Origin of the sequence: Bacteroides cellulosilyticus (assembly GCF_020091405.1) — a bacterium.
In the GTDB taxonomy this organism is placed as follows: domain Bacteria; phylum Bacteroidota; class Bacteroidia; order Bacteroidales; family Bacteroidaceae; genus Bacteroides.
On the sequence record NZ_CP081903.1, the window covers coordinates 6,699,282 to 6,714,107 of the forward strand.

General features: G+C 45.9%; 10 protein-coding genes. 2 read left to right on the forward strand and 8 right to left on the reverse strand.

Translation table 11 applies throughout. The features are described 5' to 3' along the window. Positions 1-3: 3 nt before the first annotated feature. From K6V21_RS25690 to K6V21_RS25705, 4 genes are all read right to left on the reverse strand, one after another. Positions 4-1,263: an MFS transporter gene (locus tag K6V21_RS25690; RefSeq protein ID WP_217716007.1), complete on the reverse strand. Its 1,260-nt coding sequence runs from the start codon at positions 1,261-1,263 to the stop codon at positions 4-6. A 4-nt stretch (positions 1,264-1,267) separates the two neighbouring features. Further along, entirely contained in the window at positions 1,268-1,978 is a 711-nt protein-coding gene (locus tag K6V21_RS25695) for a 6-phosphogluconolactonase (RefSeq protein WP_224320347.1), read from the reverse strand. A gap of 36 nt (positions 1,979-2,014) precedes the next feature. After that, positions 2,015-2,956, reverse strand: coding sequence for an ROK family protein (locus K6V21_RS25700; protein ID WP_224320348.1), 942 nt, complete (start codon positions 2,954-2,956; stop codon positions 2,015-2,017). Positions 2,957-3,084: 128 nt separating this feature from the next. Further along, a complete protein-coding gene (locus tag K6V21_RS25705) occupies positions 3,085-6,966 on the reverse strand; it encodes a hybrid sensor histidine kinase/response regulator transcription factor (RefSeq protein WP_224320349.1) in 3,882 nt (1,293 codons plus the stop codon). 149 nt (positions 6,967-7,115) lie between these two features. Between K6V21_RS25705 and K6V21_RS25710 the strand changes: the two genes are divergently transcribed. Next, complete coding sequence (locus K6V21_RS25710; RefSeq protein WP_224320350.1) at positions 7,116-10,085, forward strand: PEP/pyruvate-binding domain-containing protein; 2,970 nt, start codon at positions 7,116-7,118, stop codon at positions 10,083-10,085. Positions 10,086-10,230: 145 nt separating this feature from the next. Here the strand turns inward: K6V21_RS25710 and K6V21_RS25715 are convergent, their stop codons facing one another. Further along, positions 10,231-11,082 (reverse strand): metallophosphoesterase, encoded by an 852-nt coding sequence (locus K6V21_RS25715; protein ID WP_408912919.1) that lies wholly within the window; start codon positions 11,080-11,082, stop codon positions 10,231-10,233. Between the two features lie 125 nt (positions 11,083-11,207). Here K6V21_RS25715 and menA point away from each other — a divergent pair, with 125 nt between their 5' ends. Then, positions 11,208-12,116, forward strand: coding sequence for a 1,4-dihydroxy-2-naphthoate octaprenyltransferase (gene menA / locus K6V21_RS25720; RefSeq protein WP_224320352.1), 909 nt, complete (start codon positions 11,208-11,210; stop codon positions 12,114-12,116). A 6-nt stretch (positions 12,117-12,122) separates the two neighbouring features. On the opposite strand, the gene rfbB is transcribed toward menA, so the two are convergent. The 3 genes from rfbB to K6V21_RS25735 form a co-directional block, all read right to left on the reverse strand. After that, positions 12,123-13,262, reverse strand: coding sequence for a dTDP-glucose 4,6-dehydratase (gene rfbB / locus K6V21_RS25725; protein WP_007214971.1), 1,140 nt, complete (start codon positions 13,260-13,262; stop codon positions 12,123-12,125). A gap of 36 nt (positions 13,263-13,298) precedes the next feature. Next, positions 13,299-14,171, reverse strand: coding sequence for a glucose-1-phosphate thymidylyltransferase RfbA (gene rfbA, locus K6V21_RS25730; protein WP_007214972.1), 873 nt, complete (start codon positions 14,169-14,171; stop codon positions 13,299-13,301). 148 nt (positions 14,172-14,319) lie between these two features. Then, positions 14,320-14,811 (reverse strand): metallophosphoesterase family protein, encoded by a 492-nt coding sequence (locus K6V21_RS25735; RefSeq protein WP_217716012.1) that lies wholly within the window; start codon positions 14,809-14,811, stop codon positions 14,320-14,322. Positions 14,812-14,826 lie beyond the last annotated feature (15 nt).

Below are 14,826 nucleotides of genomic sequence, written 5' to 3' on the forward strand. Positions count from 1 at the left end.
TAATTAATCAGCTGTTTGACGAATACGTGAACCTATCAATGCGTAATAGAGCATAAATATCTCGCCCAAAAGTACAATAAACCAAGACCATCTCCAACTTCCGAGCACATCAGCCAGTATTCCCTGCAACAAAGGCAGGATGGCACCACCCACTACACCTATCATAAACACCCCGGAAGCCACAGACGTATATTTACCCAAATGGGCTACGGACAGGGTAAAGATGGCTCCCCACATAATAGAATGGAACAGCCCGACTGCCGTCAGCAACCACGGATTATTCAGAAGGATAGCCAACAAGGCAAGCACTCCTGCCGAAACCGTAGTTACAACCAACTGCACACGAGGAGAAATCTTACTCAAAGAGCTTCCTACCAACCGCCCCACGAGCATCCCACCCCAATACAGGGTAGCCATTAATGCCGGAGATGCATAATTCATTTCAATGGCATACAGATTGATATTGGCACCTATACAGACTTCCACGCCCACATAACAGAAAATAGCACAGACTCCTAAAGTGAGATGCCGGAACGACCAGATACTCTTTTCCAGCTTCTCACCTTTCTCTATGCGGGTTCCCTGTATATCCGGCAAGGATAGTTTCATTAACAGGAAAACAATCAAAGAAATCACCACTATCAACACCAGGAACGGAACCATCAGCTGATCTATCCGGATATCTTCCATTGCCAAGCCACCGAAAACAACACCCGTAACAAAATAAGGTGCCAAAGTGGTTCCTACGGAATTGGCAGAGCCACCAATGGCAAGACGTTGAATGGCTTGTGTACCTTTCACATGGCAAGCCGTGAGATAAGGATTGATAACCACCTGCAAAATGGTAGCAGAGGCTCCCACCACAAAAGACCCCAAAAGGAAAATAAAGAAACCACCGGGAATAACATTTCCTCCGACATGCCAGTTGGCTTCCGGAAAGAAAACCGTAAAATAAGAGGAAGCGAAAAATAACCCCAAACCAACCACCATTACCAACAGTCCGCGCATCAGCGTACCTTTATAGCCATATTTACTAATCCAGGACGACCCTACCCGACCACAGACCGGATAAGCCAGGAACCAGGAAAAGGTGATCAATGTGGCGAATGTGTTTTTCAGGCCACCCACTTCGGCAAGGAATGTTTCTTTCAACGGTCCCTGGAACTGAGTATTGGCAGTTGTGAGGAAACCGACAATGAAGAACAGGAATACCATTGTGATAAATGGTCCCATATAGTTCACTTGTTTTTCTTGTTGTGTCATAGTATCATGCATTAAATAAAAGAAATTCGCAATTCGGGTGAAGCTGAAGTACCGATGCAGGAACTTCCGGTGTAACGGGCCCTTCCAGCATTTTCCTGACGATATCCGCCTTGTTCGCACCTTTGGCAACCAATAAGATTTTACGGGCCTGCATGATGTTCCTGATTCCCAAGGTAGCACCACCCAGTTCTTTCTCCGGTGGTGTATTCGTTTCCCGTCGGATACGTTCTTCCAGTTCAGCATTCATTTGAGTCACCCATGTTTCTCCGCCTAAGGGAGAACCTGGTTGGTTAAAACCCAGATGACCATTCTCACCCAATCCCAAAATCAAGAGGTCAATGCCTCCACGGCTCTCTATTTCTTGCTGGAAGAGCTTGCAGGCTTTGTCAAAAATGTCAGAGACTGTAGGTAGCATCAGGAAGTTGTCTTCTTGGATGCCCAGCGTATCGATCAGTTCTGTCTTCAGCATTGTGTAACATGCACCTGCATACTCACGGGGTACATTAGTCACCTCGTCCAGTCCGAAGAAGGTAACAGAAGAAACATCAAAAGGATATCGGGAATAGATTTCTCCAACCAAACGGTGCAGGTTGCCGGTAGTGCGCCCTGTAGAAAGTCCGATAACACTTTCCGGCTTATTCAGAATTTCACCAATAATGCGCCATGCAGCGATACAATCAAATTCTTTTTCACTCTTTGCTATAGTTATTTTCATGAGTCCACTTTCTTATCACTAATCATTAATCACTCTTTACATATTTATCGCCACCGCACCTGCACCCAGCAAACCTATAAAACCCGGGTTCAGTTTAGTGATTACCACACCATTGGTTACAAAGCGCATCGTAGTAGGATGAAGTTTCTCCAGTATTTTCTCATGGATATATCCGTCGGACACAATGCCTCCACCCAATACCACCGTATCAGGATCAGTAACCCGTACCAGATTCATGATAAGATTTGCCAAAGCTTCCGAGGCATTTTCAACCAGAGCCACACACAGAGGATCTCCTTTCTGGCTTAGCGCAAAGACTTCGCTGATCAGTACCCGTTCTCCCTTTTCTGCCGGGATATGCAGATTCGTTTCATACCGGTTGCGGAGAAGACGGGCGCAATTATCAAAACCGATACCGGCGGCAATGGCCTCCACACAATCCATTCTTCCACAACCACACTTAATGCCGAGGTTCACCCCCACACGCACATGCCCCACCTCACCCGCGTTGAAGTGGCTGCCACGTATCTGCCTGCCATTGATAACCGTACCGACAGCAATACCTGTACCTACATTAATATAAATAAAGTTCTTGGAAATTTGTCCGAATCCCCAGACGCGTTCGGCGCGAGTGGCGCTTTTCACATCATTATCTATATGGCAGGGAATACCATAAATATCCGACAATTCCTTTGCCAGTGCTATCGGTTGTGTCCGGCTCGGATCAATCTGTAACCAAATACCCTGATTAGGATCTACACGACCTATCAGCCCGACTCCCATACCGACAGGTTTCTGGTCGCACCAGCCCACCGTACGGATATAATCATCGAGTGATGACTTTATGATTTCCGAAGCAGCTTGCTGATTAAAATATCCGGAGTCATATTTCTTATACCTTAAAATATTACCATGGCTGTCCACCTCACCAATCAGTAGCTTGGTTCCACCCAAATCAAGACCTAAATAAGTTTCCATTCTTTATTGCGTTTTTTATATTGTTTACTGTCCACAATATTACGCACTATCAGGAAAACGGAAGTTGATTATCTAACAAAAAAGGTTTGATCCCTGTCCGTGGTGGTTAAAAAGCTATCTTTAATACTTTAAATCTTGCTGGGACTCGTACCAAACTGCTTTTTAAAGCAAGTACTGAAGTATTTTGAGTCAGAAAATCCAACCATGGAAGATACTTCACCAATCGAAAATCTTCGGGAAGCCAGAAGTTCTTTCGCCTTATTCAAACGGACAATACGGATAAAATCATTGGGTCCCTGCCCGGTCAAGGTCTTGATCTTATTATAGACGGAAGTACGGCTCATGCCCAGCATACGGCAAAAGTCGTTGATAGAGAATTCTGAATTAGAAAGTTCTTCATCGATCACTTCCATCACTTTATCCATAAACTCCTTGTCCAGCTGGCTGGTATAATCTGTATCTTCCGGTGGAGTATCCATGGACAACACCGTATCGCGAAGATGCTGCCTGTTCTGGAGGATATTCCGTATCCGGACTTTCAGGACAGAGAGGTCGAAAGGTTTGATTATATAATCATTCGCCCCGGCTTCGAGTCCGAATATGATATTCTCCCTTTCACTCAGAGCCGTCAATAGTATCACAGGAATATGGCTCGTATCGACAGAAGATTTCAGTATACGGCACAATTCATCACCTTCTAACACGGGCATGACAATATCCGAAATAATGATATCCGGGTTGATCTCCCTCGCCATCTGCAAAGCCTTCCCGCCATCGGGCACTCCGATTACTTTATATTCTGATGACAAACTGTTCATCAGATACTCCCTCATATCTTTATCATCCTCAGCCAGAAGCAACACATACTTGCCGGCATCTTCCTGCTCCGGGAAGGTATCAACAGCGGGTATTTCCTGAGTATTTTCTTTTCGCTCAACAACGATCCCCGATTTTATCTTCAACGGGAATGTAACGGTAAATGTCGTCCCTTTACCTTCCGTACTGCTAAACGAAATATCACCGTGATGCTGCTTCACAATCCTCCGTGTAATCATCAGTCCGATACCTGAACCCGTTTCCTGAAAGTTCATGGCATTCTGTGCCCGATAGTACTCATGGAAGATATTTCCTTGTTCTTCCTTCGGAATGCCGATACCTGTATCTTTTACTTCAATCAACCATTTCTTCTTCGTTGTTCTTACCGTAATATAGATAATCCCTTTCTCCGTATATTTCAAGGCATTCGAAAGGAGATTGTCCACAATATGATCCATCTTATCCCGATCCATCCACACCTGCGGCATGTCCGCCTCTGCCTTCAACTGAATTTCCACTCCCTTTTGCAGGACGGCCATGTGGAACTCCGCTATCTTTTCTTCCAGATAAGCTTTGATATCGTAAGGAGAGACTTTCAGGCATTCGGCATGCAGTTCCGTTTTCTGTAAGTCCAACAACTGAGTAACCATACTCAACAGTTTCTCGGCATTCTTCACAGCTACCGCCACTATCTTCTTACTTTCTTCCGGAAGTTCCCGCTGTGTTTCAAGTTCGCTCAGGGGTGCCTTTATCAGACTGATCGGGGTGCGTATATCATGCGCTATGCTGATAAAGGAACGTATCTTCTCCTTTACCCGGTCTTCATTGGTCTTATGCCTCCGATACTGCACAAAGATGTAAACAAAAACAGAAAGCAATATAAAATAAAACAGCAATGCCCACCATGAAACCCAGTAAGGACTATTGATTACCACCTTCAGACTGCGCTCCCCTATCCGTTGCCCGGTATATTTATCAAATGCCCGCAACCGGAATGTGTATGTACCGGAAGAAAGGTCCATATAGTTCACGCTCCGCACCGAATTGGAATGTTCCCATTCTTCATTATGCCCCTCCAACATATACTCATACCTGATTCTGTGCGGAGCCATAAAATTGATGGCAGAGAAAGAGATGGAGAATGAATTCTGATTATAGTTCAAGCCGATCTTCTGCGTATCGTTGATATTAGTCTTTAAAAGGGAACCTTTCATACCCGCCTTCACCGACTCATAAAGCAATTTAAAATCTGTTAGTATCAGTTTGACAGGACCATGCTGTCCGAAGTCCAGCGAAGGAGAAAAGGTGATCACTCCCTCCGCCGTACCCCAAGCAAGACATCCGTCATTCAGTTTAAAGGCTGCATTAGGGTTATAATATCCCCAGGTGATATCCAGAAAATCATTTGCACTGATCAGAATATCTTTTGATAAGTCCAGACAATAGAGCTCTTTTTCCGTACTGAACCAGATACGGCCGTCGTTATCTTCCAACAGGCTATTGATGGAATTGGAGGCAAGACCGTTATCCGTAGTATAGACACGCGCCTCTCCTCTATCAGGGTTGAAACGCACCAATCCTTCTCCGTCGGTGGCAAGCCATATATCCCCGGATGAAGATTGCAATAGACATCGGATAGGATAGTGCAGGGAAATGTCCCCGAACTTCTGGTGCCACTGTATTTCCCCCGTAGCTTTATCAAAAATAGCCAGACCACTACATCCTGCTATCAGTAATGAACCGTCTTTACCGGCCCTCAAGTCTCCTACACAATCAATCGGATAATAGGTATAAGTATCCGTCAGCATATTATAGCGTGTAAATTCGCCTTCAATACCTCCTACCCAAAGACAATCACCTTCCGCATGGATAGCATAAATGTAATCGGTTGCCACACCCTTGTCCGAACCGGTTTTCCGTTTTTCCATCTTTTGCACCTTACCTGTTCGCTTATGAATGGCATAAAGACCGATGCCATATCCGCCGGCCCAGATGTTTCCTCTTGAGTCTTCAGCAAGAGCCAACACTACTTTAGAGCCATGCCCTGTACCATCCAGGAAGTGCTTCCATTGGCGCTGTTTGGATTGGTAAAGGCTGATCCCATTGTTTGTGCCATACCAGCAATCTCCCTCCGAATCCTGAAATATGACATTGATATGATCCGATTTCAGGGAATTGGTATTATTCTGTTCATGCTTCATTCTCCTTACATCAGGAATATTGGGGTCTAAATAGCTGATGCCATTGGTGGAGGTACTCACCCAAATGCCGCCAAATTCATCTACACAGATATCAGAAACGGTATTACCATTCAGACTTCTTTCATCATCTTCATTGGTGATATAATGCTTCAGAAGTCGTTCCGTGGTTCTGTCTATCTGGAAAACACCGGCACCATCGGCTCCTATCAGCAAGGTGTTATCGGGAGCCTGTGCAAAAGCGCGAATGGGAACATGGGGGATGAACTCTTTGAAAGACCGCACTTTCCTTGTTGATTTGTCCACGACAAAAGCCCCGTCGGAAAAAGTACCTACAAATAATTTATCTCCGGAAGCATACAACGATTTGACATGCATTTCCGCGGGAAGAGGTATCGCTTCCTCTGAAGAAAAACCGGTTTTATTCGCTCGCTTCAGCCGATAGATACCTTGATTGGTTCCGGCACAGAATTCGGTATCATCTGTCTGCACCATGCAATTGACGCATTGGCCCTCCAACCCGGCAAGCAATAAGCCGGATTCTTCTTCCCAACAGTAAACACCCGTTGACATACACACCCAAAGGCGGTTGTCCGCATCAAAAAGGATATTATTCAAGACCGGAGAAGAAAGATATCCGGATGCATCGACACGCAGTTGAAAAGCATCCGTCCGGTTATCGTACGCGTATATCTTCCCGTTCTTCAAAGCAATCCAGATATTCCCCGAATAATCGCAGGTCATGGTAGTGGAAGACAGGATATGATCTTTGGACTCCACCGTTTCGTCCAGCTGATAGTGTTTTATTTCATTGCCGTCATACCGGTCTACCCCCATATGGGTATAGGCCCATATAAAACCGGCAGAATCTTTACTGACCTGGAACACCTGCCGACTGCTCAACCCTTCTTTTATACTCAGGGGACGAAACGAACCGGCAAATAAAGTGAAGCATTGAAGGAGAAATATAAGTAAGATGAAAATGTATTTTATCATAATATCGTTATTATCTGCCTGCATTACACATTTATAGGTTTCGCGGATGCAATATTAGACACAAATATAAAAAAAGTGGTTTAAAAACTATCCAAATAGGTTTGATTTCTATTACTTTTGTCCATCAAACCAATAAACCGTGATAAGCCATGCTCAGCAAGCTTAAATTAAACCAGCTCTATTTCAAAGACACGCAGTTCGCTAACTTGATGACGCGACGCATCTTCAACGTCCTTCTGATAGCCAATCCTTATGACGCTTTCATGCTGGAAGACGACGGACGCATTGACGAAAAAATCTTTAATGAATATACTTCACTTTCTCTGCGCTATCCACCCCGCTTTACCCAGGTATCGACTTGTGAGGAAGCCTTGGCACAACTCTCTACCGTACCGTTCGATCTCATCATCTGTATGCCGGGAACGGGAGATAACGACAGTTTCGATGTGGCGCGACACATCAAGAGCCTTTACGAACATATTCCCATGGTGATACTGACCCCTTTCAGCCACGGCATCACCAAACGCATCGCCAACGAAGACCTGAGTCCTTTTGAATATATCTTCTGCTGGCTGGGAAACACAGACCTACTGGTGTCTATCATCAAACTGATAGAGGACAAGATGAACCTGGAACACGACGTAAATGAAGTAGGTGTGCAGGTGATTCTGGTTGTGGAGGACGGTATCCGTTTTTATTCATCCATATTGCCCAACCTCTATAAGTTTGTATTGAAGCAGAGCCAGGAGTTCAGTACCGAAGCATTGAATGCCCATCAGCGGACGTTGCGTATGCGTGGACGTCCGAAGATTGTACTGGCCCGTACGTACGAAGAAGCTATAGGCATTTACGAGAAATACAAGAATAATATATTAGGAGTCATTACCGATGTCCGCTTTCCACGTGTGGAACGTGGTGAAAAGGACGGACTTGCGGGTATCAAGCTTTGCGCTGCCATCCGCAAGGAAGATCCCTTCGTACCGCTCATCATTCAGTCGTCCGAATCGGAGAATGCGCTTTATGCTTCAAAATATGGCGCCGCCTTTATCGATAAGAATTCCAAGAAGATGGACGTAGACCTGCGACGCATCGTATCGGACAATTTCGGTTTCGGTGACTTCATCTTCCGCAATCCCGACACGCTGGAAGAGATAGCGCGTGTAAAGAACCTGAAGGAATTACAAAACATCCTTTTTGCCGTACCGGCAGAGTCATTCCTTTATCATATCAGCCGCAACCATGTCAGCCGTTGGCTCTATTCACGCGCCATGTTCCCGGTAGCAGAGTTTCTGAAACCTATCACCTGGAACAGTTTGCAAGATGTGGATGCCCACCGTAAAATCATCTTCGAAGCAATTGTGAAATACCGCAAGATGAAGAACCAGGGTGTGGTAGCCGTGTTCAAGCGTGACCGTTTCGACCGCTACTCCAACTTCGCCCGCATCGGTGACGGTTCATTGGGAGGTAAAGGGCGCGGCCTCGCTTTCATCGACAATATGGTGAAGCATCACCCTGAATTCGAAGAATTCGATAACGCCCGCGTTGCCATACCCAAGACCGTAGTGCTCTGTACTGATGTCTTCGACGAGTTTATGGAGACAAACAATCTGTATCAGGTAGCCCTTTCGGATGCGGAGGACGATGTGATTCTGCGATACTTCCTGAAAGCGAAGTTACCCGACCGACTGGTAGAAGACTTCTTTACCTTCTTTGATGTAGTGAAGTCTCCGCTTGCCATCCGTTCGTCTTCTTTGCTGGAAGATTCACACTATCAGCCTTTTGCCGGAATATACAATACGTATATGATCCCCTATCTGGATGATAAATACGAAATGCTTCGTATGTTGTCCGATGCCATAAAAGGCGTGTACGCTTCGGTCTACTTCCGCGACAGTAAAGCATATATGCAGGCCACAAGCAATGTCATCGATCAGGAAAAGATGGCGGTCATTCTGCAAGAGGTAGTCGGCAACCAATATGGTGACCGTTACTACCCCAGTATGTCCGGTGTGGCACGCTCGCTGAACTATTATCCTATCGGTGATGAAAAAGCCGAAGAAGGTACTGTGAACCTCGCCCTCGGTTTGGGAAAATATATCGTAGACGGTGGCATGACGCTCCGCTTCTCTCCATATCATCCCCACCAGATATTGCAGACCAGCGAAATGGAAATAGCACTGAAAGAGACGCAAACCCGTTTCTACGCTCTCGACCTACGCAATGCCGGACATGACTTTTCTATGGACGACGGCTTCAACCTGTTGAAACTGCACGTGAAAGAGGCGGAAAAGGACGGAGCACTGAATTATATAGCCTCTACCTACGATCCCTACGACCAGATTATCCGTGACGGTCTATATCCCGGCGGGCGCAAAGTCATTACCTTCGCCAATATCCTGCAACACGACGTTTTCCCGTTGGCACGCATACTGCAACTGGTACTGAAATACGGTGAACAGGAAATGCGCCGCCCCGTCGAAATAGAATTTGCCGCCACCATGAGTCGGGAACAGGACAAATCGGGTACTTTCTACCTGTTGCAGATACGTCCCATCGTAGATACGAAAGAGATGCTAGATGAAGATCTGACAGCCATACCGGATGATAAAGTACTGCTTCGCTCCTACAATTCCCTGGGACATGGAATTATGAATGATATCTATGATGTCATCTATGTGAAGACGGATGATTACAGCGCATCACACAATCAGGAGATTGCCTGGGAAATAGAGAAACTGAACCAGCAATTCCTTGATGAAGGCAGGAATTATGTTCTCGTTGGGCCCGGACGTTGGGGTAGCAGTGACACATGGCTGGGTATTCCTGTAAAATGGCCACATATCAGTGCCGCCCGCGTCATTGTGGAAGCCGGATTGACGAATTATCGCGTAGATCCCAGCCAAGGGACCCACTTCTTCCAGAATCTGACTTCGTTCGGTGTGGGCTACTTCACTATTAATGCCTTTATGAATGATGGCGTGTATGATCAGGACTTCCTGAATGCACAACCGGCCGTACACGAAAGCAAGTATCTGCGGCATGTCCACTTCGAACAACCTGTAACAGTAAAGATGGATGGCAAGAAGAAGCTGGGTATTGTACTCTTACCCGGTGAGTGAACATGCAAAAGATGCCATCTTTTGATGTAAAACATGCCATCTAATGATGTTAAAGATGCCATCTTTTGTAGCGAAAGATGGCATCTTTTGTATGACAGGTCAGGGAGAACAGAGGAGAAGATAGTAATGAAAGGGGCGAAAGGTATTAATCTTTCTGCTGATGCAGTATAATCATCACCACTTCGCTGGGGGCAAAGAGCCGGATATTCTTATTGGATGTACCGATGCCATTGGTTATAATCATCGGTATGTGATGCGAGTTGTATTTCAATCCGGTGCGGAAACGCTTGCCATAATGGGATGGAATGATCGGTGCGTACAAGCCAAATAGAGTGACCTGCCCTCCATGAGTATGTCCGGCAAGTACGAGATCGGTATTCGTAATGGGAACATCTTCCGCATAGTCAGGCGTATGCGTCAGCAGAATGACAAAATCATCGGGTGAAAGTCCAAGTGTGGGAGATGTGCCATTCTTCTTTAAATTGAAAGGATTACGCACACCGGCAATCAAAATTTCTTCTCCGTTCCGTCTCAAAGTATCTACTTTATGTTCCAGCAAGTGCATACCGTACTTCTGCAATTCACGTACAATATCATCATAACAGGCTTCATAGTCATTATTGCCCAGTACGACATACGTCCCCATCGGTGTTTTCACCCCGGACAGGGCAGCCAAAAGGGGCTGAACATATTCGCAACCTTCATGCAAGTCACCACCTATCAACAAAGCATCTGCATGCTGGCTATTGAGCAACTTGACTAAATTGGCCAGTCCCTTCTCTTTGAAAAGACTTCTATAATGCAAGTCGGATATAAAAGCAATACGAAAACCATCGAAAGCGGTCGGTACATCGGGATGGGTAAATTCATAAGTCCTTACCCGGCTGATGCCTTTATATCCGGAACCGGACTTGGAAGACGAAAACATACTGCTACCCGACTTACAGGAAGAAAAGAATAGTAAGGAAAGGACGCATATATAAAATAAATTCTTCATCATAGGCAAGTATATTATTCATCGCAAATGAGCACATTATTCATCATAAACGAACACAAAGATAGGCATTTTCTGTATCTTTGCTACAAAATTGATAAATGAAAACTTACTTCTAAAACCGGAATATGAAAGAGATCAAACAGAATTCCCCCCGTGCATGGCTCCTTGCAGCCCGTCCCAAAACCTTGACGGGAGCTATCATTCCTGTGCTGATAGGTACTTCACTGGCATTTGCCGATGGACAATTCAAAATTGTTCCCGCTCTGCTGTGTATGCTCTTTGCCTGCGGTATGCAGATCGCCGCCAACTTCATCAACGACCTCTTCGACTTCCTGAAAGGTACCGACCGTACCGACCGCCTGGGGCCGGAACGTGCCTGCGCACAAGGCTGGATTACACCGGGAGCCATGAAAGTGGGAATCGGTGTCATTGTCATTCTTTCCTGTCTTTCCGGTCTCGGACTGCTATACACAAGTTGGGGAGAACTGCCCCATGGTGGATGGGAACTCATTGTGCTGGGAGTATTCTGCGTAATATTTGCCTTTCTTTATACCACCGTCCTCTCCTATCAAGGTTGGGGCGACTTACTGGTGCTGATATTCTTCGGCTTTGTTCCGGTAGGCGGCACATACTATGTGCAGGCATATACATTCACCCCAAACGTCATCATTGCTTCGCTCATCAGCGGACTGGTAATAGATACCTTATTAGTTGTGAACAATTATCGCGACCGCGATCAGGATGCCCTCAGTGGAAAACGTACGCTCATCGTCCGTTTCGGAGAACCTTTCGGCAGATACCTTTACCTCTGGCTCGGCATCATCGCGACGTTGCTTTCCTTCTGGTTTGCCCAAGGCTGGAACTATGCAGGTATCTTCATGCCTTTCACCTACCTTTATTTCCACGTAACTACCTGGAAACGCATGGTAAAGATACGAGGCGGTAAAAAATTAAACAGCATACTGGGCGAGACTTCGCGCAATATGCTGTTTATGGGGATTCTTCTTAGTGTTATAATAGCAATGATGAAATGAGAGTTATCATCTCTTTCCGTACATCTTCTCGTAATAGTGCTGATAATCACCGCTGGTTACTTCTTCCACCCAGTCCTGATTATTCAGATACCACTCGATAGTCTTCACGATACCGTCTTCGAATTTCGTTTCGGGATACCAGCCTAAAGCGGCAGTGATCTTTGCCGGATCGATGGCATAGCGCTGGTCATGGCCGAGACGGTCTTTCACGAAGGTAATCAGGTCTTCATTAATCCAGCTGATATCAATCTGACCGTCTTCATCCTTCACTTTCTTCTTCAGAACTTCACGATATTCCGGTTTCTCTGTCATCAATCGGTGGATAGTGGCAATAGTCAGCTTCACGATTTCGAGGTTGGTCTTTTCATTATGACCGCCTACATTGTACACTTCACCTTCTACGCCTTCGCGAACTACCAGGTCGATAGCTTTGCAGTGGTCTTCCACATACAACCAGTCGCGCACATTGCTACCGTCACCATAAACAGGAAGCTTCTTTCCTTCCAGAATATTCTTGATAATCAGCGGAATCAGCTTTTCGGGGAAATGATACGGACCGTAGTTATTGGAGCAGCGGGTAATGGTTACCGGCATCTTATACGTATCATGATAAGCCATAACCACCATATCGGCACTTGTCTTGGAAGCACTGTAAGGACTGTGCGGGCAAAGCGGAGTTTGCTCCGTGAAGTATCCTTCGGCACCCAATGAGCCATATACTTCATCGGTAGAAACCTGATGATAGCGTACACCCTTGCGCCAGGTAGGATAACCATTTTCATCCTTACCCGTCACCCAGGCACGACGCGCTGCATCCAGCAGGTTCTGCGTACCCAGAATGTTAGTAACCAGGAAAAGCTGCGGATTTTCAATACTGCGGTCTACATGACTTTCAGCGGCAAAGTTCACCACATAGTCGAATTTGAACTTGGCAAACAGTTCGTCAGCCAATACACGGTCGCAAATGTCACCCTTCACGAAGATACAACGTTCATCATCAATGTCTTTGGCGATGGTACCGAGGTTGCCGGCATAAGTCAAAGCATCCAGTATCACAAGCTTGACATCATCATGCTTTGCCAGAATGTGCTTGATATAATTCGCGCCGATAAACCCGGCTGCACCGGTTACGAGATAAGTCTTCATTGATTTATGATTTATGATTTATAATTTATGATTTTCTCAACGGTGGGAATTGGCAAGTTCCATCAGGTATGTACCGTATTCCGTTTTGCCGAGTTGTTCACCAAGACGATATAACTGATCGGCATCTATCCAACCTTTGCGCCAGGCTATTTCTTCGATACAGCTGACGCGGAAACCTTGTCGGTTCTGTATGGTAGCCACAAAGTTGCTTGCTTCCAACAGACTGTCACAGTTACCCGTATCGAGCCATGCAAAACCACGGCCGAAGATTTCAACTTTCAGTGTGCCTTCATCCAGATACAGGCGGTTAAGATCGGTGATTTCATATTCGCCACGGGCAGACGGCTTCAAAGCGGCAGCCTTGGCAGTGACAGTAGAGTCATAGAAATAAAGACCGGGCACGGCATAGTTGCTTTTGGGTTGCGCAGGCTTCTCTTCGAGCGAAATGGCTTTGCCGTCGGCATCGAATTCCACCACGCCATAGGCACGCGGGTCCTTTACATAATAGCCGAAGATACATGCGCCTTTTTCTATCGAAGCGGCACGCTTCAGCATAGCAGAGAAGCCCTGACCGTAGAACATATTATCACCCAGGATAAGACATCCCGGTTCACCGTTCAGAAACTCGGCCCCCAGGACAAAAGCCTGTGCCAGTCCGTTGGGTTTCTCCTGTATCTTATAAGAGAAGGACATTCCGAGCTCTTCACCCGTACCGAGCAATTCGCGAAACATGGGTAAGTCACGTGGAGTGGAAATAATCAACACTTCGCGTATCCCCGCCAACATAAGCGTGGAAAGCGGATAGTAAATCATCGGCTTGTCATAAACCGGCATAATCTGCTTGGAAATAGCCTTTGATAAGGGGTAAAGGCGGGTGGCGCTACCACCGGCAAGAATAATTCCTTTCATATTTCAGTTCTTTTTTCGGTTGATACAAATATAGAATAAAATAAGAAGGAGGACCAAGCCCCACGGCTCTCAATTTGCTATTCAGACCGCAAAGATAATGCAAAGCAAATGTAGTACAAAATAATTTAATTTATTTTTAGGAGCTTTCTCAACCTGCCAACTCTATTACTTCAAGATCCTTGAACACTCCATTGTCAACAATGAAACGGACCATTGTGCGTACCTTATGGAATCCGGACATACCTGCGGCACCCGGATTGATGTGCAGCATATCCAGTGTTTTGTCATACTTCACCTTCAATATATGAGAATGTCCGCTAATGAAAAGTTTGGGCGGACGCACCAGAATGCTTCCCCGTATGGAAGGATCGTAATTGCCCGGATAGCCGCCAATATGTTTTATCAGCACTTCAGCACCGTCAACAGTAAAACGGTTGATTTGCGGATAAACCTGACGGATGTCTTGCCCGTCAATGTTGCCATACACGGCACGGAAAGGACGGAATGCCGCCAACTTCTGCGCCACTTCCAGCGAACCGATGTCACCGGCATGCCAGATTTCATCACACGTTTCAAAATATTGCAGATACTTTTCATCCCAATATCCGTGTGTATCGGATAATAAACCAACTTTTGTCATCTTTCTTTTGTTTAT